The organism is Curtobacterium sp. MCLR17_032, assembly GCF_003234795.2.
Classification (GTDB): domain Bacteria; phylum Actinomycetota; class Actinomycetes; order Actinomycetales; family Microbacteriaceae; genus Curtobacterium.
Genome location: NZ_CP126268.1, coordinates 267700 through 287507, shown reverse-complemented (window position 1 = coordinate 287507; position 19808 = coordinate 267700). Strand labels below are relative to the sequence as shown.

Annotated in this window: 20 protein-coding genes; 4 read left to right on the top strand and 16 right to left on the bottom strand. The window is 71.9% G+C overall.

Features of this window, described 5'->3' with window-relative positions:
• Nucleotides 1-326: 326 nt before the first annotated feature.
• Entirely contained in the window at nucleotides 327-2498 is a 2172-nt protein-coding gene (locus DEI97_RS01395) for a phosphocholine-specific phospholipase C (RefSeq protein WP_111075129.1), read from the bottom strand.
• Between the two features lie 252 nt (nucleotides 2499-2750).
• Here DEI97_RS01395 and xylA point away from each other — a divergent pair, with 252 nt between their 5' ends.
• Nucleotides 2751-3944 carry a xylose isomerase gene (gene xylA / locus DEI97_RS01390; RefSeq protein ID WP_111075130.1) on the top strand — a complete coding sequence of 398 codons (1194 nt, stop codon included), beginning with the start codon at nucleotides 2751-2753 and terminating at the stop codon, nucleotides 3942-3944.
• Nucleotides 3937-5445, top strand: a complete 1509-nt coding sequence (xylB, locus tag DEI97_RS01385; RefSeq protein WP_111075131.1) for a xylulokinase — start codon at nucleotides 3937-3939, stop codon at nucleotides 5443-5445. The genes xylA and xylB overlap by 8 nt, the downstream gene beginning before the upstream one ends.
• An 81-nt stretch (nucleotides 5446-5526) precedes the next feature.
• Here the strand turns inward: xylB and DEI97_RS01380 are convergent, their stop codons facing one another.
• On the bottom strand, nucleotides 5527-6132 hold the full coding sequence (locus tag DEI97_RS01380) for a helix-turn-helix domain-containing protein (RefSeq protein ID WP_111075132.1): 606 nt from the start codon (nucleotides 6130-6132) through the stop codon (nucleotides 5527-5529).
• A gap of 67 nt (nucleotides 6133-6199) precedes the next feature.
• On the opposite strand from DEI97_RS01380, the gene DEI97_RS01375 reads away from it, so the two are divergent.
• A complete protein-coding gene (locus DEI97_RS01375) occupies nucleotides 6200-7198 on the top strand; it encodes an NAD(P)/FAD-dependent oxidoreductase (RefSeq protein ID WP_111075133.1) in 999 nt (332 codons plus the stop codon).
• On the opposite strand, the gene DEI97_RS01370 is transcribed toward DEI97_RS01375, so the two are convergent.
• From DEI97_RS01370 to DEI97_RS01335, 8 genes are all read right to left on the bottom strand, one after another.
• Nucleotides 7191-7562, bottom strand: a complete 372-nt coding sequence (locus DEI97_RS01370) for a fluoride efflux transporter FluC (protein WP_111075134.1) — start codon at nucleotides 7560-7562, stop codon at nucleotides 7191-7193. The two genes, DEI97_RS01375 and DEI97_RS01370, sit on opposite strands and share 8 nt — an antisense overlap.
• Nucleotides 7559-8047: a fluoride efflux transporter FluC gene (locus DEI97_RS01365; protein WP_181439273.1), complete on the bottom strand. Its 489-nt coding sequence runs from the start codon at nucleotides 8045-8047 to the stop codon at nucleotides 7559-7561. The genes DEI97_RS01370 and DEI97_RS01365 overlap by 4 nt, the downstream gene beginning before the upstream one ends.
• A 161-nt stretch (nucleotides 8048-8208) precedes the next feature.
• Nucleotides 8209-8649 carry a DUF6314 family protein gene (locus DEI97_RS01360; RefSeq protein WP_111075135.1) on the bottom strand — a complete coding sequence of 147 codons (441 nt, stop codon included), beginning with the start codon at nucleotides 8647-8649 and terminating at the stop codon, nucleotides 8209-8211.
• On the bottom strand, nucleotides 8646-9311 hold the full coding sequence (locus DEI97_RS01355) for a pentapeptide repeat-containing protein (protein WP_111075136.1): 666 nt from the start codon (nucleotides 9309-9311) through the stop codon (nucleotides 8646-8648). The genes DEI97_RS01360 and DEI97_RS01355 overlap by 4 nt, the downstream gene beginning before the upstream one ends.
• Before the next feature lie 78 nt (nucleotides 9312-9389).
• Complete coding sequence (locus tag DEI97_RS01350; RefSeq protein ID WP_181439274.1) at nucleotides 9390-10046, bottom strand: hypothetical protein; 657 nt, start codon at nucleotides 10044-10046, stop codon at nucleotides 9390-9392.
• Between the two features lie 131 nt (nucleotides 10047-10177).
• Nucleotides 10178-11029, bottom strand: a complete 852-nt coding sequence (locus DEI97_RS01345) for a LamG domain-containing protein (RefSeq protein WP_111075138.1) — start codon at nucleotides 11027-11029, stop codon at nucleotides 10178-10180.
• Nucleotides 11026-11910, bottom strand: coding sequence for a S26 family signal peptidase (locus tag DEI97_RS01340; protein WP_111075139.1), 885 nt, complete (start codon nucleotides 11908-11910; stop codon nucleotides 11026-11028). Before DEI97_RS01340 ends, DEI97_RS01345 begins: the two co-directional genes overlap by 4 nt.
• A 95-nt stretch (nucleotides 11911-12005) precedes the next feature.
• Complete coding sequence (locus tag DEI97_RS01335) at nucleotides 12006-12653, bottom strand: COG1361 family protein (protein ID WP_111075140.1); 648 nt, start codon at nucleotides 12651-12653, stop codon at nucleotides 12006-12008.
• Between the two features lie 207 nt (nucleotides 12654-12860).
• Here DEI97_RS01335 and DEI97_RS01330 point away from each other — a divergent pair, with 207 nt between their 5' ends.
• The gene (locus DEI97_RS01330) at nucleotides 12861-13328 is read left to right on the top strand and encodes a MarR family winged helix-turn-helix transcriptional regulator (RefSeq protein WP_284158303.1); all 468 of its coding nucleotides are present in this window, start codon (nucleotides 12861-12863) and stop codon (nucleotides 13326-13328) included.
• A gap of 365 nt (nucleotides 13329-13693) precedes the next feature.
• Here DEI97_RS01330 and DEI97_RS01325 read toward each other — a convergent pair whose 3' ends face one another.
• The 6 genes from DEI97_RS01325 to DEI97_RS01300 all read right to left on the bottom strand — a co-directional run bounded on the left by DEI97_RS01325 (nucleotide 13694) and on the right by DEI97_RS01300 (nucleotide 19698).
• Entirely contained in the window at nucleotides 13694-14422 is a 729-nt protein-coding gene (locus DEI97_RS01325) for a S1 family peptidase (RefSeq protein WP_111075142.1), read from the bottom strand.
• Nucleotides 14423-14537: 115 nt separating this feature from the next.
• Nucleotides 14538-15563: an NAD-dependent epimerase/dehydratase family protein gene (locus DEI97_RS01320; RefSeq protein WP_111075143.1), complete on the bottom strand. Its 1026-nt coding sequence runs from the start codon at nucleotides 15561-15563 to the stop codon at nucleotides 14538-14540.
• Nucleotides 15560-16759 (bottom strand): zinc-dependent alcohol dehydrogenase, encoded by a 1200-nt coding sequence (locus DEI97_RS01315; RefSeq protein WP_111075278.1) that lies wholly within the window; start codon nucleotides 16757-16759, stop codon nucleotides 15560-15562. The genes DEI97_RS01320 and DEI97_RS01315 overlap by 4 nt, the downstream gene beginning before the upstream one ends.
• Nucleotides 16760-16948: 189 nt before the next feature.
• Complete coding sequence (locus tag DEI97_RS01310) at nucleotides 16949-17779, bottom strand: cytochrome c oxidase assembly protein (RefSeq protein ID WP_146248156.1); 831 nt, start codon at nucleotides 17777-17779, stop codon at nucleotides 16949-16951.
• 79 nt (nucleotides 17780-17858) lie between these two features.
• Nucleotides 17859-18500: a DNA alkylation repair protein gene (locus tag DEI97_RS01305; RefSeq protein ID WP_111075145.1), complete on the bottom strand. Its 642-nt coding sequence runs from the start codon at nucleotides 18498-18500 to the stop codon at nucleotides 17859-17861.
• Nucleotides 18501-18537: 37 nt separating this feature from the next.
• A complete protein-coding gene (locus DEI97_RS01300; RefSeq protein ID WP_111075146.1) occupies nucleotides 18538-19698 on the bottom strand; it encodes a peptidoglycan DD-metalloendopeptidase family protein in 1161 nt (386 codons plus the stop codon).
• Nucleotides 19699-19808: the final 110 nt, after the last annotated feature.

Sequence of the window (19808 nt, the reverse complement as noted above, 5' to 3'; positions counted from 1 at the left end):
CATGCAGCGCGAGAGGGTCTGCAGCAGAAGCGCGTCGGCGATCGAATTGAACTGACGTCATCAGCGTCCCCTCGCCCTCGCCCTCGCCCCCACGACGAGTGGATCCGACTGCCGAACCCCCTGCCCAGCCTGGCTGAACACACGAGTCGGAGCAAGTCAGCAGCGGAACATCAACTGGACGAGGTTCCGCGACTACGACCTTCGCTGGCCGTCACACCCCCCTGCCAAGTCTCTGATGAGCCCGGCCCGAGCGCCTTCGCGTCAGAAGTGGCTCACTCATCCGATGGGCGTGCCCTGATCCCTGATGGCCACCACCCCGCGCCGGGTCACTCCACCCGCCCCGCGAACCGGTACCGGAACCCGGTGCCGTCGTCGGCCGTCACCACGACGTCGTAGTAGCCCCACGCGTCGAGGGGCCACCGCACCGCGTCCGAGTGCCGTCCGGCGAGCACGACGGTCTCGTGGTGCTCCACGAAGTCGTTCGCGGTGAGGGTGAACCGCACCGGCTTCCGCCCGCCGTTGCCGAGTCGCAGGAGCAGTCCGGCGTCGCGACCGGTGCGTGGCGTCGCCGTGACCTCCGGCAGTGCCAGGTCCCGGTCGGAGCCGGCGACGACCTTCCCGGCGAACCGGCGGAGGAAGCGGTCCGGGCCGTAGACGCTGAAGTCGTAGGCGCCGTCGTGCGCTGCGGTGTCCCACTCGTAGGCAGCGGTCGAACGGGCGGCGACGGTGTGCGGGCTGGACACGAACGGCAGCCCCGTGTTCGGGAAGACCTGGTGCGAGACACCCTGCCGTCCGTCGTTCCGCATCGTCAGGGTCACCACGCCACGGGTCCGGTCGACGGAGACGTCCGCGGACTGCCGGTAGGGCAGGGAACGGTGCCGCGTCGAGGTGCCGGGCTCCTGCGTCGGCCGACGCTGGGCTCCGACGGCGGGCTCGGTGACCTTCGGCTTGCCACGGTCGGCGTCGGCCGCGGCGACGAGCTTCTGCGTCTCGCTGAGCGGCGGGACCTCGGCCGGGGTGGGGATCGAGAAGTCCGGGTTCGCGAAGTCGAAGCACGAGGTCAGGTCGCCGGAGATGGTCCGGCGCCAGGCGGAGATGTTCGGCTCGTGGACGCCGGTCCAGGTCTCGAGGAAGCGGATGACCGAGGTGTGGTCGAACACCTGCGAGTCGACCCATCCGCCGCGGGACCACGGCGAGACGACGGTGAGCGGGACGCGGGTGCCGTAGCCGACCGGCAGCCCCGCGACGTACTCGTCGGGGGTCCCGGGTTCGGCGAGCGGCGGCAGCACGTGGTCGAAGTAGCCGTCGTTCTCGTCGTAGTTGATGAGCAGGACGGTGCTGGCCCAGGTGTCCGGGTTGCTCATCAGCGCCTGGATCACCGCGTTCGTGTAGTGGGCGCCGTAGTCGGGGCTCGCGGCGGGGTGTTCGCTCCAGCCGTAGGGCGCGACGACGAACGAGACGGCGGGCAGCGTGTTCGCGGCGGCGTCCCGACCGAAGTCGCTGAGCAGGTGCTGCACGTCCAGGCCCTTGCCTGAGTCCGGCAGCCACCCGTCGTGCAGCCCACCGCGGTCGGCCAGGTCGTGCACCGCGGGGTCCTTCGAGGCCAGGGCGTCGTGGTACTGCTGGAACAGCCAGAGCGGGTTGTCGCCGTAGTCGCCGACGTAGGGGTGGGTGCCGTCGTCGCCGACCTCGGCGTTCGCGTAGGTCTTCCACGTCACCCCGGCCTGCTGCAGCCGCTCCGGGTAGGTCGTCCAGTGGTAGACGGGCAGGTAGTCGTCGGGGTTGTCGGTCGCCGGGCCGCCGAGTCCGCCCTGCGGGTTGATCGTGCCGGACCACTGGAACAGCCGGTTCGGGGTCGTCGGTCCGATGAGCGACGCGTGGTAGTGGTCGGCGACGGTGAACGCCGAGGCCAGCGCGTGGTGGAACGGCAGGTCCTCGCCGGTGAAGTAGCCCATCGTCTGCCCGCTCTTCGCGGTGACCCAGCGGTTCCACGCGCCGCCGTTCCACGCGGTGTGTCCGCCGCCCCACGAGTGGTCGAGGCCGCCGGCGTTCTGGGCGTCGTGGTTCGCGGAGTCGAGCGGGAACGGCAGCAGGACGCCGCCGTCGGTGCGGGTGGGGTCGGGCTGGGCGAAGACGTCGGTGCCGCCGGGCAGTTCGACGGCCTGCTTGTCGCCGAAGCCGCGGACGCCGGGGAAGGTGCCGTAGTAGTGGTCGAACGATCGGTTCTCCTGCATGAGCACGACGACGTGCTGGACGTCCTTGATCGACCGGTGCCGACCGTGTCGCGGAGCCGCGGCCTGCGCGGTGTCGGAGGACGGGCCTCCCGTCAGTGACCCGGCGGCGACACCCGCGGCGATGGCGGCCGCACCGCCGAGCAGCACCGTCCGGCGGCTGACGCCGTGTCGGACGGCGGCGGGGTGCGTGGCGCCGGGAGCGAGCGGCGGTGCCGCGCCCAGGGTGACGTCGGGTGCGTGCTGCTCGGGCTTCGGCCGGCTCATCGGGGCTCCTTCGTCATGGCGGATGCGGTCCCGGCGTCGTGGCGGACGCGGTACCGGCAGGAGCCTCCGCGCGCGGGGTGAACGGACCGCCCCGCGCGCTCGTCCGGTTCGCGGCGTCGGGTCGAACAGCGGGTGGCCATCCGATGACCGTCCTCACAGCGTCGGAGGCGCGGACGGGGGTTGCGGACGCCGGATGGACGGGATATGTTCTCGCTGACAACAAATCCGCTCGACGACGATCGGCAGACCCCCATGGCAGTGCAGCCCACCCGCGACGACAAGTTCTCCTTCGGTCTCTGGACCATCGGTTACAACGGCTCGGACCCCTTCGGCGGCCCGACGCGCCCCCAGCTCGACGTGGTCGAGGCGGTCGAGAAGCTCGACGAGCTCGGCGCCTACGGCCTCACCTTCCACGACGACGACCTCTTCGCGTTCGGCTCGACCGACGCCGAGCGGCAGACCCAGATCGACCGCCTCAAGGGCGCGCTCGAGTCGACCGGCGTCGTCGTCCCGATGGTGACCACGAACCTCTTCTCCGCCCCGGTCTTCAAGGACGGCGGCTTCACCTCGAACGACCGCGACGTCCGCCGCTTCGCCCTCCGCAAGGTGCTCCGCAACGTCGACCTCGCCGCCGAGCTCGGCGCCGAGACGTTCGTCATGTGGGGTGGCCGTGAAGGCGCCGAGTACGACGCCGCCAAGGACGTCCAGGCTGCGCTCGAGCGCTACCGCGAGGCCGTGAACCTGCTCGCCCAGTACGTCACCGACAAGGGCTACGGCATCAAGTTCGCCATCGAGCCCAAGCCGAACGAGCCCCGCGGCGACATCCTGCTTCCGACGCTCGGCCACGCGATCGCGTTCATCGACACCCTCGAGCGCCCCGAGCTCTTCGGTGTGAACCCCGAGGTCGGCCACGAGCAGATGGCAGGTCTGAACTTCACGGCCGGCATCGCCCAGGCGCTGTACTCGGGCAAGCTCTTCCACATCGACCTCAACGGTCAGCGCGGCATCAAGTACGACCAGGACCTCGTCTTCGGTCACGGCGACCTGCAGAACGCGTTCTCGCTCGTCGACCTGCTCGAGCACGGTGCCCCGCAGGGTGGCCGCGCCTACGACGGCCCCCGTCACTTCGACTACAAGCCGTCCCGCACCGAGGACATCACGGGCGTCTGGGACTCGGCCGCCGCGAACATGCGCATGTACCTGCTCCTCAAGGAGCGCGCGCAGGCCTTCCGCGCCGACCCCGAGGTCCAGGCAGCGCTCGAGGCAGCCAAGGTCTCCGAGCTCGCCAAGCCGACGCTGAACCCGGGCGAGAGCTACGACGCGCTCCTCGCCGACACCTCGGCGTACGAGGGCTTCGACACCGACGCCTACTTCGGCGGCAAGGGCTTCGGCTTCGTCCGACTGCAGCAGCTCGCCGTCGAGCACCTCATGGGCGCTCGTGGCTGATCTCGCCTCCAGCGCGACCGACCCCGGTGACGAGGACCTCCTCGTCGCCGGGGTCGACTCGTCCACGCAGTCCTGCAAGGTCGTCGTCCGCCGCGCCTCGACCGGCGAGGTCGTCCGCTCCGGCCGTGCCACGCACCCCGACGGCACCGAAGTCGACCCCGCCGCCTGGTGGGACGCCCTCGGCACCGCGGTCGCCGACGCCGGCGGCCTGGACGACGTCGCCGCGATCGGCATCGGCGGGCAGCAGCACGGCATGGTCGTGCTCGACGCCGGCGGTCGCGTGATCCGCCCGGCCCTGCTCTGGAACGACGTCCGCAGTGCGGCCGCCGCTGCCGAGATGGTCGAGGAACTCGGCCGGGAGGCATGGGTCGCCCGCACGGGTCTGGTCCCGGTGGCCTCGTTCACCGCCACGAAGCTGCGCTGGCTCCGCGACGCCGAGCCCTCGCACGCGGCCCGCGCGGCCGCCGTCGCGCTGCCGCACGACTGGCTGTCCTGGCGCCTCCGCGGCTACGGCCCGGCGGACGAGAGCCCGCTCGGCCCGGACCTGGACGCGCTCGCGACCGACGGCTCCGACGCCAGCGGCACCGCCTACTGGGACCCGGCACGCCGCGAGTACGACGCGGAGCTGTTCGAGCTCGCGCTCGGCCGCCCGCTCCGGGTCGCCGAGACCGGCGACGACGGGGACGCGGTCGTCGTGCCGCGCGTGGTGGAGCCGGCCGAGGCGATGGGGACCCTCGAGCAGGACGTCGACCTGCCGGGCGGTGCACGGGCCTCCCGTGGGCTCGTCGTCACGGCGGGCGCCGGGGACAACGCCGGCGCCGCGCTCGGACTCGGCCTGGCCGCCGGCGACGTCGCGGTGTCCCTCGGCACGAGCGGCACCGTGTTCGGCGTGACCGACACCGCGATCGCGGACCCGTCCGGCACCGTCGCTGGGTTCGCCGACGCCACGGGCTCCCGCCTGCCGATCGTCACCACGCTGAACGCGGCGCGGGTGCTCGAGGTGATCGGCGGCCTGCTCGGTGTCGACCACGCCGAACTCGGTCGGCTGGCGCTGCACGCTCCGGCCGGCGCCGACGGGCTCGTCCTGGTGCCGTACTTCGTCGGTGAGCGCACCCCGAACCGGCCGGACGCCACCGCATCACTGCTCGGCATGACGCCCGGCACGACGGACCGGGCACACCTGGCCCGTGCCGCGGTGGAGGGCATGCTCTGCGCCCTCGCCGACGGACTGGCCGCGGTGGAGCGCACCGGTGTCATCGTGGAGCGACTGCTGCTCATCGGTGGGGCCGCGCAGAACGAGGCCGTCCGCGTCGTCGCGGCGCAGGTCTTCGGCCGCGAGGTCCTGGTGCCCGAACCCGGCGAGTACGTCGCCGCGGGTGCTGCACGACAGGCGGCGTGGGTCGTCACCGGGGAGCTCCCCGGCTGGTCGATCCCCACGACGTCGATCCCGGCGGACCCGCACCCCGAGGTGCTCGAGCGGTACCGCGCGGCCGTCGCCTGACCGCAAGACGCAACGTCGGCGGCGAGACGCAACGCGATCGCGTTGTGGTTCGTCGCCGATGTTGCGTTCTGCGGGCGCCGTTCAGGCTGGCTTCGACCGCACGTGCGCCCGCTCCCCCTGCGGCCCGTACAGGCAGAGCACCTCGGTCACCTGGTCCGAGACGTTGCCGACCCAGTGCGGGGTGTGGGTGTCGAACTCGGCGACCTCACCCGGGCCGAGGTCGAACACCTCGTCGCCGAGCGCCAGTCGGAGCCGACCCGAGAGCACGTAGAGCCACTCGTAGCCCTCGTGCGTCTTCAGCGTCGTGTCCGAGCCGTGGTCGTTCGGTTCGATGAGCTGCTTGAACGACCGCACTCCCCCGGTCCGCTTCGTCAGCGGGATCACCACGCGGCGGCCGTGTCGCTCCGGCTTGAGGTGCACCCGCGGGTCCCCGGTCGCCGGCGCCCCGACCAGATCGTCGAGCGGCACCTGGTACGCGCGTGCCAGCGGCAGCAGCAGTTCCAGGGTGGGCTTCCGCTGCCCCGACTCCAGGCGCGACAGGGTGCTGATCGAGATCCCGGTCCGCTCCGCGAGTGCCGCAAGGGTGACGTCGCGTCGGGTGCGGAGCGCCCGCAGGCGCGGGCCGACCGCGTCGACGACGTCGGCCGTCGTCGGTTCGGTGGGGCGTGCCTCCCGGCCGGATGTCATGTGGCCGATCTTGCCACACCGGCAACAGCACTTGCCACGTCGGTCACGGGCGACCGAGGATCACCGCATGTCTCAACACTTCGACGTCATCGTCGTCGGCGGCGGTCCCGCCGGCCTGTCCGCCGCCCTCATCCTCGGGCGCTCGCGCCGCTCCGTCCTGGTCGTCGACGCGGGTGAGCCCCGCAACGCACCCGCCGAGGGCGTCCACAACCTGCTGGGCCAGGAGGGCACCGCACCCCGCGAGCTGGTCCGGATCGGGCGCCAGGAGGTCGCCCGCTACGGGGTCACCGTGACGGACGGGAGGATCGTGGCCGCGTCCGCCACACCCGCGACCGCCGACGACCCGGTCGGCTTCCGACTGACCCTGTCATCCGGCGAGGTCGTCGCTGCCCGCCGTGTGGTCGTGGCCGGCGGGGCGGTCGACGTCCTGCCCGACGTCCCGGGGCTGGCGGAGCAGTGGGGCCGCGGGGTCGTGCACTGCCCGTTCTGCCACGGGTGGGAGGTCCGCGACCGCCGGATCGGGGTCCTCGTCACGATGGCGGCGGCCGCGCACCAGGTACAGCTGTTCCGCGCGCTGAGCGACGACGTCACGGCGTTCGTGGCGGATCCCGACCTGCTCGACGACACCGTGCTGGCCGGTTTCGCAGCCCGCGACATCCGGGTGGTCCGGACCCCGATCGTCCGTGTGCGCTCCGACGGCGACGCGCTGTCCGGAGTGGAGCTCGCCGACGGGACGATCGTCGGACTCGATGCCCTGGCGGCTGCGAGCCGGGTCGAGGCCCGGGTCGAGTGGGCCGCCGGACTCGGGCTGACACCGGTTGACCAGGAGGTCAACGGCACGGTGATCGGCCGGGTGCTGGCGGTCGACGCGGTCGGACGGACCGACGTGCCCGGCGTGTACGCGGCGGGCAACGCGGCGAACGCGATGCACACCGTGGTCGTCGCGGCAGCGGCGGGGTCGCAGACCGGGGCGGCCGTGCACGGCGACCTGCTGCAGGCGGACGTCGCGGCCGCGGTCCTGGGGTGCGCAGCGGAGGCAGTCGATGCGCCCCTCCCGGTCAGGTGAGGGTGCCGAGCGCGACACCCGCGGCAGCAGCGGCCACCGACACCACGAGCATCCCGAGCCCGTTGACCGCGGCGGCCGTGGTGCGGCCGCTGCGGGCCAGGCGGACGGTCTCGAAGCTGGCGGTGCTGAACGTCGTGTAGCCGCCCAGGAGCCCGGTGCCGAGGACCGCGACCGGCACGACACCGAGGTGCCCGGCGGCGCCGGTCACGATGCCCAGGAGGAACGAACCGGTGACGTTGATCGTCAGCGTCCCGACCGGGATCCGGAACTCCCGCCCACGGTTGACCGCCCCGTCCAGGAAGAAGCGCAGCGCCGCACCGAGGCCGCCGGCAGCCGCGACGCCGAGGAAGACCACCGCGCTCATGCCCGCGCTCCGTTCGACCGGATCCGGCCGGCGACGGCGATGCCGACACCGGTCGCGACGGCACCGGAGAGCACGGTCAGCAGCGCGTACCCGGTCCCGTCGAGGCCGCGGCCGTCGCGGAACAGGACCGCTGTGCTCGTCGCGAGGGTGCTGTACGTGGTGAAGCCGCCGAGGACTCCGGTACCGAGCAGGAGCCGCACCGTACGGCGATGGCCCGCATCAGCGCCCCGACGGGCGAGGTGCTCGAGCAGCAGCCCCAGCAGGAGTGCACCGGAGACGTTGATCCAGAAGACCGCCCACGACACCCCCTGCTGCGCCGGGAACGCCGTGCTGATCGCTTCGCGCGCGGCGGTGCCGATCGTACCGCCGACCGCCACGAGGCCGAGGTACCGCCAGCGCAGGTGCACCGGCCGCGGTGTCGCGGACGTGGCCGGCGACAGCGACGCGTCGTCGATGTCGGGGTCGACCCCCACGGGTTCGGACATGGCTCTCCCTACCTCAGGCGCGTCAGAACGCGACCAGCTGAGATAGGGACTGTTGTCGACGGACGTCGAGGTTGGGTCCGGCAAGCCCCACTGCCGGGTCGGATGACGAGACCAGTATGCACCTCCGAGCGGGCACCGCGCGATCGCGTCCCGACCGGCCGTCACCCCGTCGGCGTGAGCGTGCTCGCGAGGAGCAGGTCCTTCGCCGGGCCCCGTGCGTGCCAGCGGACGGTCCACCGCTCGGGTGTCCCGGCGAGCAGACCGGTGTAGTCGTCGGGGGCGCAGGCGTGCTCGACCTGCATGCCCCACACCCAGTCGTGGAACGGACGGCCGTCGGCGAAGCAGACCCGCCACCGGTCGGCCGGGTCATCCGGGCCGTCACCGGCAAGAGCGCGTCGGACCGTCAGTGTCCGCCACACCGGGGTCGTGCGCTCGCCGAGGACCATCGTGCCGGCCTCGTGCCAGCGCACGGTGTCGTCGTCGACCGTCGTGAGCTCGGTCGTGCCGGTGACGGTGCCGCGCAGGTCGGCCAGCCGGTCGTGCACGGTCCGCTCGAGCACCCACTGCCCGAGCAGGTCGGTGGGCGCGAGTGCGTCGGTCACTCGACCCGGTAGCCAGCCTGGGCGGCCAGCAGCGGGGCGAGCGTGAACAGCTGCTCGCCGCCGATCGTCGCACCGCGCAGACCGTCCAGCCGCTCGAGTCGGTCGAGGTCGGCGCCCCGCAGGTCGACGTCCTCGATGCGGGTGTTCGTGCCCGCGAACTCCCGGACGGTGCTGCCCGGGAACGACACCCGCAGCAGTCGGGCGTCCGCGATGTCGATCTCGTCGATGACGCAGTCGCGGAACACGACGTCGGTGAGCGTCGAGGCGCGGAGGTTGACGAACCCGAGCTTCAGGCCGACGAACTCGACGCTGGCGAGCGAGCTGTCGTGCAGTTCGGCCGAGCCGACCCGGCCACCGGCGATCCGGACCTCCCGCCAGGCACCGCTGACGGCGCGGAGCACAGGGGCATCGAGGACCTCCACCACGCTGTCGCGGATCCGGAAGCCACGGAGTTCGGCGTCGCCGGCGCGGAGGGTCTCGATGACGCACTCCTCGACCTCCAGGTCGGGCAGGCGCTCACCGGACAGGTCGAGGAAGCCGATGCGCTTGCCCTCGATGCGGTCGCCGGTCAGGACGTCGCCGGGGCCGGGCGTCCAGTCCTCCAGGTCCGTCGGTTCGGTCAGCGTGATGCGGGGCGCCGTGACGCCGGTCTTCCGTGCCATGCCCCCAGTCTGGCGCGCGGCACCGACGAGGTGCCGATCTGGTGATGGGATCCGCTCGGTCGCCGGCGTGTGGAACGCCTATCCGTCGAGCACCGAGGCGCTCTGGCCGACCTTCCGCAGGAACGCGGTTTCGAGGCGCTTCGCGCGCCCTGATGCCTCCGGGTAGCCGCGGCCCCGGAGGGTCGCGATCGACGACCGGACGAGTTCCTCATCCGGTCGCTCACTCGCGACGACCTCGCAGGCTGCCGCGTAGAACACACGTTGCACAGGACCGCCCGGATGGCCCCAAGGAACGGTGAAGTCGTCGTCGTCGTGCGCCAGCAGGACGTCCCGCACTGCTTCCAGCGAGTCGAAGCGTGCCATGAGGTCATCGGCGCTTGAGAGCGCGTTCCCGATGCCGTTCGACAGCTCCGCGAGGTCCATCTCGCCGAGTTCGTCGCCGAGGATCGCTGAGAGGATCCGGCCCGGACCCGCACCGCTGTCCCGCAGGACTCCGCTCATGAACGACCACGCGACACTGCTGCCGTACCCCGGTTCCCAGATGATCGACGACACTTGCTCGTTGACCAGTCCCCATTGGATGTACTCGTTGAACCCGCTCCGCGTCCACCCCAGGGTGCGCGTGATCGACCCGACCGGCTTCCCCCATCCCTGCCCGCCGATCCGGCGGTACCCCCGGAGCTTGATCGACCGCACGAACGCGGCGTTCTTCACTTCTGCGCGCAACGACACCACGGATCTCCCCTCGGCACCCGGCCTCGTACCGGACGCCACAGCGATCTTCGCCCGGACCAGGCAGGTCACCATGGACATGCCAGCCGATCTACGGAGAACCGCCACGGCCTGGCGGAAGACCGCGGCCCGCCTCAGCGCCCGGCGTTGTAGTGGTTCGCGACCTGTGTCGCGGAGAGCACCGAGCTGTACACGGCGGCGAACCGCATCGAGCCGGCGTAGTAGTAGTTGCCCGCGCCCGGCCACCCGGTGATCGTGTCGTAGCCGACGCGGAAGTACCCGGTCGCGTTCTCCGGGGTGGTGAAGGCGGTGTTCGACGCGACCAAGGCCCCGTCGGCGTAGAGCCGCATGCCCGTCGAGGGGGACATCGTCGCGACGACGTGGTGCCAGGCTCCGTCGCTGTACGCCTTGGGCGACGTGACGACCTGCGTGGTGTTGTTGTACGTGCCGAAGACGAGCTGCCCGCTGGTGTTGAGGTACACCTGGCGGTCGTGCTGCCCCGAGACGGAGACCTGGTTGCTGCCGAACCCGATGAGCAGGCCGCCGGCGACCGTGGTCCGGAACCAGACCTCCTCGCTGAAGGTGGTCGGGTTGCGGTACATCGTCGGCGTGGAGACGAAGCTCGACGACCCGTCCAGCACGTACGCACCGCCGGTGTCCCGCGGGCAGGCCTTGGGGGTGGTCGTCGCCGTGGTCATCGACCCCTGGTACGTGCCGTTCGCGGCCTTGCCGGAGTCGTCGACGGCGGTCTTCGCGTTGCTGGCCTCGGTGAGCTGGTAGGTGAACAGTGCGTTGGCGTTGTCCACGTCGACGGCGCTCGCGCAGGTGAAGTAGCTGGCGGTGCCGGCGCTGTTCGAGCCGTTGGTCACCTTCGCGCTGAACGCGGACCGGGTCGGCGCGAACTGGTTGAGCACGATGACGACGGCGAGTGCGACGACGAGCAGGACGGCGACCACCTTGCCGTCACGGAGTCGGTGCAGGTTCACGCGGCACGCACCGCCTCGACGCGGCCGATCGCCATGCAGAACAGCAGCGGCAGCAGGCAGGCGGCGATGAGCGCGGCCCAGCCCATCGGGTCCAGGTCGATGTTCGACATCAGCTGGTACTGCCCGTGGTGGGAGAGTTCGTGGATGGTGACCCGACCGACCTCGCCGTCGACCAGGTGCACGGTGTTGCCACCGACCGCGTCGATGCGGACGGGGAACATGCCGGAGGAGACCACGGTCGCCTCGACGGTGCCCTTCGCGGACGTGTTCGAGATCGTGGTGACGTTGACGAACGGCTTGAGCAGGAACGCGGCGTACGCCACGGTGAGCGCGCTGCCCGCGATGCGCAGGCTGCCACGGGTGATCCGGTCGGTGAAGGCGCTGGTCAGTGCCCAGATCAGGAGCGTGCCGATCAGGAGGATCGGAGCCGCCCGGAAGAGCCAGCCCAGGTGCGGGACGAGCAGGACCGGGGCGCCGACCAGGTTCTCCTGGGTGAGCGTCCACGGGTCCTCGGCACCGTTCACGTCACCGCGGGCGTGGATGCCGCCGTCGGGGTCGATCGCGACGATGCGGTGCGTGTAGGTGACGTCGGGGTTCGCGGGCGTCTGGTAGGACACGATGTCGCCGATCCGGAGGGACGACGCCTGCACCGGCATGTCGAGCACGAGTGTGCCGACGGGTGCGGCTTCGCCCATCGACGGGGTCTCGACGACGAACCAGCGGCCGCCGTTGGTGAGGAAGAGGACGGCGGCGGTGAGGAGCAGTGCCGCGATCGTGGCGACCGACCAGGCGAGGACGGTCTCGGAGCGGCTGATCGCACGGCCGCCGAGGAGCGGCCGCGGGAGGGTACCGCTGAGCGGGATGGCCGAGGTGAGGCTCATGTGCTGCTCCGTCCTGGTCGGTCGTGGTCACGGGGATTGGCGACGCTCGACCGTAGGGGGGTCGGTCGAGCGTCGCCGGTCTGGGGTGCTGCGGATCAGGCGGTGAAGGTCCAGGTCATCGGCACCGAGGCGGCGAGGCCCTGGTAGGTGTTGCCGGCCGAGGAGTCGAGGGTGACCGCGAAGTTGAAGGGGACGCTCGCACCGGCGGCGGGAGCGGTCGGCAGGGTGATCGCGGCGCCGCCCTTGAAGCTGGCGAGGGTGCCGGAGAAGACGGTGGTGGAGCCCGAGGTGACGACGAGGTTCATCTTCGCGCACAGGTCGGTCGCGGTGCCGTTCGACGTGCCGTTCGCGCTCTGCGTGCAGGCGGCGCCCGGGGTCAGGGTGAAGGTGCTGGCGGCTGCGGTGCCGGTGTTCTTGATGGTGATCGGGGTGTTGACCGTGTTGCCCGGGGTCATCGTCGTGCTGCCACCGAACTTGTTGATGGTGGAGCAGGTCGCGGCGTTGGTGGAGACCGAGCCGCCGTCGGTGCTGAGGCAGGTGACCGACGCGTTGGCGTTCTGCTCCTGCATGATCAGCGTGCCGCTGGCAGCGGTGTTGCTGCTGTTGGTGATGCTCGCGGCGAACCCGGAGAGGGTGCCGGTGAGCGAGAGGGAGAGGAGCACGGCGGCGAAGATGCCCGCGAGGAGCGCCACGGGTGCGAAACGGATGCGCTTCAGCGGGGAGGTGCGGAGCTGGTTGGACACGGGGTACCTCGATGTTCGTGGGGGTCTGGTTCGCAATCTCCGTCTGGCCGATTGCTCAATGATTAAGATAGTCACCGGTTCAACAAGATGGAACCGCCGTGTGGCCCCCAGAGCGGGGGACACGACGGACTGGAGGCGCATCCACGTCCGGCAGGCACGCCTCGGACCGGTAACCTCCCGCAACGAGAGAGATCTGGAGAACGACTGGTGAGCACGCGAGACGAGAAGGACGCGACGGACCTGATGGCCGCGTTCGACGCCGTCGTGCGCGCCAACGCGAGCCTGGTGGGGCAGCTCAGCGCCCGCGCCGGCGTGCACGAGAGCGGCCTCCGCGCGCTCGTGCTCATCAGCGACACCGGCTACTCCACCCCCACCGAGGTCGCCGGGTTCCTCGGCCTGACCTCCGGCGCGGTGACGAACATGGTCGACCGACTCTCGACGGCGGGACTCCTCGAGCGCACACCGAACCCGTCCGACCGACGAGGGTCGCTCCTGCGCCTTAGTTCGGCGGGCGAGGCCGTGGTCGCGGACTACCGGGAGCGCTACGCCGCCATGCTCCGCGCCGTCGACTCCGGCCACCGCGGGGACCTGCACGCGGTCCTCAACGACCTGGCGACCGGCCTGTTCGAGCAGGCCGCGACGGCCGGCCCTGCACCGGCGGACGCCCCGGACTGACCCCGCCGCCGGACAGCAGCGGCGTCGGGGTACCGTTCCTGGGGAGCGCACACCGACACGCTCACCGAGAGGACACGTTGACTGCCGCATTCACCGGCGTGGGTTTCGAACCGATCCCCACGGCGATCGTCGCAGTGTTGGCTGCTGTGATCGTCGCCGTGACCATCATCAGGAGCCGCCGCAGATGACCGGGAGACGAGCGTCGAGCCGGTGACGATGGTCCGGGTCGCGATCGAGCAGTCCATCCGGCTCACGCCGGCCCTGCGCACGCGACGCCGAGCTGCGTCGGACCTCCTGGGTGGACACATCGACGCCGTGAACCCGCGTTCCCGCTCGGTGTCGTTCCCAGGAGGTCCGGCAGAGGATCAGATGCCCGCCGTGCTCCGGATCCACGAGGACGCCTGCGCGAGCAGCGCGTAGTTCGACCCGGCACGGGTGTTCGCCCCCGGGTCGGCGCTGTCACCGGTGGAGCACACGCCGACGACCTTGCCGTTGACGATGAGCGGCCCGCCGGAGTCGCCGTGGTTCGAGGCTCCCGAGACACCGGTCACGTGCTGCGCCCGACCGCCGAACGCGTCCGTGCTCGCCCCGGTCAGGGACACGGACGCCTGGTACAGCCCGTCGGACTGCACGGCGTTCGCGCGGAGGCCGTAGCCCTGGATGGTGCCGGTGCCGCTCGACTTCGCGGTCGCGGCCAGGTCCAGCGGCGTGTACGAGGACAGCGCGTACGCGGTGCGCAGGTGCACCAGGGCGACGTCACCGGTGGGGGCGGCGCTGATCCGGTCGACGGCGACCGGGGTGCCGCGGTTCACCGTCGAGTTCGAGTGGTAGACGTTCATCGCCCCGATGCCGTCGATGCAGTGCCGGGCGGTGAGGACCCAGGACGCGGAGATCTGCTCGCCGGTGCACGAGCTGGCGTAGCCGGCGGGGATCGTGCCGCCCGTCGCCTGGAGCTGGACGATCGACGCCGTCGCCGGGGCCTTCTCGCCGCCGACCACGCGGGTCGACGCGGTGAGCGCCGAAGCGGGGGCGGCGGCGAACAGGCCGGCGGCGATGACGGTGGCCACGGCGGCGGCCGCGATGGACTTCTGCATGTCGACTCCTCTGTCGGTGAAGCACAAGACAGTTGCGTACTGCAACTGACTCGTATCCTCACCCGCCGCAGAGGGCCACGCCAGTCCGCTCTTCAGCGGACCCGGCCGCCCGACCTCAGCCGCGCAGCGGCGGCGACGCCGGCACGCCGTGCTCGTCGGCGAACCCGGCCACGAGGTCACGCATGGCGTCCTCGGCACTGTGTCGGGCCTCCCACCCGAGGACCTCGCGCGCCCGGTCGGTGCGCATGATCGGCACCCCGGCGGCGATGTCCACCCAGCCGGCGTCGGTCGGCTGCAGGCGCAGCCGCCAGGTCAGCGTGACGAGGCCGCGCACCAGGCCGAGCGGCACGCGGACCGCGCCGAGCATCCCGAAGACCCGCGCCATCCGCGGTGGCGTGAGCACGGGGGCAGCGGCGATGTTGAACGCTCCCGCGGCCTTCCGGTCGATCGCCCGCCAGTAGGCGTCGGCCAGGTCGTCGGCGTGCACGGCCTGGAACACGAACGGGTACGGCAGCGGCAGGACGGCCCAGCGGATCCAGCGCACGATCCGCATCGGCACCAGGTGTCCGAGGAACAGCCCGCGGATCTCGGCGGCGGCGTCCCGCTGGAAGACCAGCCCGGGGCGCAGCCGGGTCACGACGACGTCCGGGTGCTCGCGCTCGAAGACGTCCATCGCCCGCTCGTTCTCGGCCTTGTGGATCGAGTAGGTGGCGGTCGGGATGCCGTCGGTCGGCCAGGACTCGTCCACCGGGGTGCGCTTGCCGTCGGCGTCGACCCCGCGGTAGGTGCCGACCGAGGACGCGACGACGACCTGCGGCACGCCCGCGGCGGCGACGGCGGCCAGGACGTTCGCGGTGCCCCGGACGTCGGTGCGGTGCTGCGCCGGGATGTCGTGCGTCGGCTGCAGCGCCCACGCCAGGTGCACGACGGCGTCGGCTCCGCGGAACACGGCGGTCAGCCGGTCGATGGCGTCCGGGGCACCGACGTCGACCGTGTGCCAGAGCGCACTGTCGTACGGCTGGGCGCGCAGGTCGGGCTGGCGGCGGGCGACACCGACCACGTCGGCGCCGGCGTCCCGGAAGCGGCGGAGCAGCGCGGTCCCGACGTTCCCGGTGGCGCCGACGACGACGATGCGGGTCATGCTGCGGAGGAGGCGGCGAGTGCCGGGTCGAGGACGACCTTGATGCAGTCGTCCTCCTTCTTCTGGAAGACCTCGTACATGTGCGGGGCGTCCTCGAGCGACACCCGGTGGGTCGTCAGGTCGAGGGTGCCGAGCGGGTCGGACGGGTCCTCGACGAGCGGCATGATGTCGTCGATCCAGCGCTTCACGTTGCACTGGCCCTCGCGGATGGTGATCTGCTTGTCGAACATCGTCATCATCGGCATCGGGTCGGCCATGCCGCCGTAGACACCGCTCAGCGAGACGGTGCCACCGCGGCGGACCAGGTCGATCGCGGTGTGCACGGCGTCGAGCCGGTCGACACCGGCCGTCTCGATGGCCTTCTGCGCGAGCTTGTCGGGCAGCAGACCGGCGGCACGCTGGGCGAACCCGGCGACGGGGTTGCCGTGCGCCTCCATGCCGACCCCGTCGACGACGGCGTCGGGGCCACGGCCGTCGGTCAGGTCGACGAGCTCCGCGACGAGGTCCTTCGACAGGTCGAACGTCTCGATGTCGTACTTCGCCGCGAGGTCACGACGGACCTGCTCCGGCTCGACGGCGAGCACGCGGTAGCCGAGGTGCTTGCCGATGCGGGCGGCGAACTGCCCGACCGGGCCGAGGCCGAGGACCGCGAGCGTCCCGCCCTCGGGCACGTCCGCGTACTGCACGGCCTGCCACGCGGTCGGCAGGATGTCGCTCATGAACAGCCACTGGTCGTCGGCGCCGGTGTCGGGCACCTTGATGGGGCCGTAGTCGGCGTGCGGCACGCGGAGGTACTCGGCCTGGCCGCCGGGGACCTGGCCGTACATCTTCGTGTAGCCGAACAGTGCGGCGCCGCTGCCGTACGCGGTCACCTGGGTGGTCTCGCACTGGGACTGCAGCCCGCGCTTGCACATGTAGCAGTGGCCGCAGGAGATGTTGAAGGGGACGACGACGCGGTCGCCGACCTTGAGGTTCGTGACGGCCGAGCCGACCTCCTCGACGATGCCCATCGGCTCGTGGCCCAGGACGTCGCCCTTGTCGATGTACGGGCCGAGGACGCGGTACAGGTGCAGGTCGGAGCCGCAGATCGCCGTGGAGGTGATCCGGACGATCGCGTCCGTGGGCTCCTGGATGGTCGGGTCGGGAACGGTCTCGACGGACACCTTCTCGGTGCCCTGCCAGGTCAGTGCGCGCATGCGTGCGCTCCTCTCGTCGCGGTCGCGGCCGGACGGGAGGCCCGGCACGCGTCGTCCCATCGGTACGCCTCCGCCTCGTGCGGACTTCCCAGCGTGGGTCGCTCAGCGCTGCGAGAGGGCAGCGAACGCGCCGGACACGCCGCCGCAGGGGAACGGACACGCCGACGGAGCGGACGCCTCGGGGTGCGCTCAGCTCGCCGCGTCGGAAGTGACGGGTGCTGCGGGCGCGGGGCGGGCCTCCCGGACGTCAGCGGCCACCTGCTCGTCGTGTGCGGTCCGCTCGTCGCGCGCCCGTTCGCCGGCGATGACGACGCCGAGCGCGACCGCGTACAGGACCGCGCCGATCCACAGGGCGGCCGAGGCCGACGGCACCTGGTCGGCGGGGATCCCGGGCACACCGGAGGCGCCCATCAGCGCGGCCTCGACGCAGAGGACCGCGGTCGACAGCACGACGACGGTCACGCGCAGCCAGCGCGGGGTGCGGCGGATGCCGGCCGAGACGCCGACCACGCCCGCGGTCAGCAGCAGGCCGGCGAGCAGGAACCCGATCATCACGACCGAGTGCAGCGCCGGGTCGCGGGTCGAGTCGGCCGCGGTGGTGCCGGTGTAGAGCAGCCAGGAGCCGCCGACGGCGAGGACGGCGGCGACCACCGGGAACGCGAGCGCCCGGGTGAGCGGGTTGCCGGCCAGCCGACCGAGGCGCTGCAGCGGGACGGGCTCGAGCGTGCGGCGGGCGAGCGTCACCGGCGAGCCGAGCACCAGCAGCACCGGGGCGACCATGCCGATGACGACGTGCCCGAGGACGTGCGTGGTGAGGTCGTGGCCTCCGGCGTGGCCGAGCGGACCGACCAGGACCGCGGCGACGGCGAGCAGTCCGGCGATCCAGGAGACCGTGCGGGCCAGGGGCCAGGCGGCGTGACCGCGTCGCCGCTGTCCGGCCGCGCCGACGATGTACACCGCGCCCGCCACGGTGAGGGCGATGAGGGCGAAGGTCCCGAGCATGCCGCCGTGAGAGTGCACCGATGAGCTCCTGTCGTGTTCCGACCATCCTGTCGGAGACCGGTGCGCTGTGTTCGGCGCGACCGGGATCAACGACTGGTCAGCCGCGCAATCGGTCCCGTTCGGCCGGCGGCAGGTGCTCGGTCGCGGTCTCCAGCGCCGCACGACTGAGGAACCGGCCCTGGCGTTCCAGGAACCCGATCAGCTCGGCCTCGGACGCCCGCTTGCCGGTCTCGCGCAGCACCCAGCCGAGGGCGGACTGCACGAGGTCGCCGCGCTCCCGGACCAGTCGACCGACGACGGCGAGCGGGACCTCGGCGTCGCCCTGCTTCGCGAACGCCAGGGTCGCCACCACCGCGGCCCGACGGACGAGCGCCACGTCGGACTTCGCGAGCGCGAACAGCGGCCCGGTCGAGCCGCCGAGCAGCGGGGCGCCGACCAGGTCCTCGGCGGCCAGGTCGACCAGCGCCGGGTCGTCGATCCGCTCGGCCCGGAGTGCGGACAGGTACTCGTCGGTCAGGTCGGGATCCGGAGTCCGGCGTGCGGCCTGCCGTTCGCGGGCCGCCTGCAGGAGCAGCACGACGGCGACGAGCCGGCCACCGGGGTCCTCGCTCCAGAGCAGTGCCGATCGCTCCCCCGGGTCCAGGTCCGCGAAGCGGCGGGCGACGCGGCGTGCGGCACCGACGTCCGCGGGCGTCCGGGCGAACGCGACGAGGACGTCCTCGGCGGTGGGGCGTGACATCCCCACCACCCTACGGCCGGGGCTCGGCGGGCCGGCGTCAGCGGAACGCGAGGATCGTCAGCGGGTCCTTGAGTGTCCCGTTCACGCGCGTCTCGACGTGGACGTGCGGGCCGGTCGACTGCCCGGTGTTGCCGGACTTGCCGAGCTGCGTGCCCAGCGAGACGACCTGGTCCTTGGTCACGGCGATCGAGCTCATGTGCGCCGTCAGCACCGTGGTCAGGCCGTAGGTCACGATGACGTAGTTGCCGTAGCTGGCGTTGTTGCGCACCACCGTCGTCACGCGACCGGCACCGGAGGCGTAGACCGGCGTGCCGACCTTCACCGGCGAGTCCGTGCCCTGGTGGTAGCGCGGCACGTGTCCCGCGCCGCGGTCGTCGCCGTAGCGCCCGGTGATCGTGGTGCCGGCGACCGGCCACTGCAGTCCGGTGACCTTCTTCGTCGACCAGGACCGGGTGTCCGCCTTGCCGTAGAGGACGACGTTGCCGTCGAGCTGCACCAGCAGTGCTCCGCCGCCCTTGCGGGACGTGTTCGACGCCCAGAGCGCCTTGCCGCCGCCCTTCGGGTAGACCACCAGGTTGCCGTCGGCCTGCACCGCGGCGGTCGCGCCGGGGTGCCGGAAGGTCTTGGACGACCACGCGGCAGCGGTCCCGACGTACTGCACGAGGTTGCCGTCGGCCTGCATCGTGAACGTCTGCTGCCGGCCGGAACCGGATCGCAGGACGGTGCCGGGCAGGATCGTCGTGCCGGCGGGGACCCGGTTCTGGAACGTGTCGAGCTTCCACGTGGTCTTGCCGGCGGTGTCGAGCAGGCGCAGGCTGCCGTCACCGCTGACGGTCAGGGCCTTCGTCGGGGAGCTCTTCGGGCCCCACTGCGCCACCAGCTTGCCGTCCTTGATGATCGACAGCGGCCCCTCCTTCTGGACGACCGTGGCGGCCCCGTACTGGTTCGGGGTGTTCGACGCCCAGAGCACCACGTTGCCGATGCCGTACTCGACGAGGTTGCCGTCGCCCTGCATCACCAGGCGGAACTGCCCGTTCGGGGAGGTCACCTGGTCGCCGGCGCGCAGCCAGGTGCCCGCCGGTGCGGAGCCGGTGTAGGTGGTCGCTGCGTGTGCCGGTGCGGCGACCGCGACGAGTCCCGCGGCCGCGATCGCGACGGCGGTGACGGCCGCGGCGAAGCGTGCTCGTGCCCTGATCATGTGGTGGTCGTCCCTGCTCGTGGTGAGGCCCACCGCGGGCGGCCGAGCGCCAGCGCGGTGCGTGTCCTGTGTCGAGCGGTCCCTGTACAGCTCGACGGTCAAGGGTCGCA

Excerpts from the sequence above, each read along its gene's own strand:
- DEI97_RS01395 (WP_111075129.1), bottom strand. The coding sequence starts at position 2,498 with ATGAGCCGGCCGAAGCCCGAGCAGCACGCACCCGACGTCACCCTGGGC.
- xylA (WP_111075130.1), top strand. The coding sequence starts at position 2,751 with ATGGCAGTGCAGCCCACCCGCGACGACAAGTTCTCCTTCGGTCTCTGG.
- DEI97_RS01380 (WP_111075132.1), bottom strand. The coding sequence starts at position 6,132 with ATGACATCCGGCCGGGAGGCACGCCCCACCGAACCGACGACGGCCGAC.
- DEI97_RS01375 (WP_111075133.1), top strand. The coding sequence starts at position 6,200 with ATGTCTCAACACTTCGACGTCATCGTCGTCGGCGGCGGTCCCGCCGGC.
- DEI97_RS01370 (WP_111075134.1), bottom strand. The coding sequence starts at position 7,562 with ATGAGCGCGGTGGTCTTCCTCGGCGTCGCGGCTGCCGGCGGCCTCGGT.
- DEI97_RS01365 (WP_181439273.1), bottom strand. The coding sequence starts at position 8,047 with ATGTCCGAACCCGTGGGGGTCGACCCCGACATCGACGACGCGTCGCTG.
- DEI97_RS01355 (WP_111075136.1), bottom strand. The coding sequence starts at position 9,311 with ATGGCACGGAAGACCGGCGTCACGGCGCCCCGCATCACGCTGACCGAA.
- DEI97_RS01340 (WP_111075139.1), bottom strand. The coding sequence starts at position 11,910 with ATGAGCCTCACCTCGGCCATCCCGCTCAGCGGTACCCTCCCGCGGCCG.
- DEI97_RS01325 (WP_111075142.1), bottom strand. The coding sequence starts at position 14,422 with ATGCAGAAGTCCATCGCGGCCGCCGCCGTGGCCACCGTCATCGCCGCC.
- DEI97_RS01320 (WP_111075143.1), bottom strand. The coding sequence starts at position 15,563 with ATGACCCGCATCGTCGTCGTCGGCGCCACCGGGAACGTCGGGACCGCG.
- DEI97_RS01315 (WP_111075278.1), bottom strand. The coding sequence starts at position 16,759 with ATGCGCGCACTGACCTGGCAGGGCACCGAGAAGGTGTCCGTCGAGACC.
- DEI97_RS01305 (WP_111075145.1), bottom strand. The coding sequence starts at position 18,500 with ATGTCACGCCCCACCGCCGAGGACGTCCTCGTCGCGTTCGCCCGGACG.
- DEI97_RS01300 (WP_111075146.1), bottom strand. The coding sequence starts at position 19,698 with ATGATCAGGGCACGAGCACGCTTCGCCGCGGCCGTCACCGCCGTCGCG.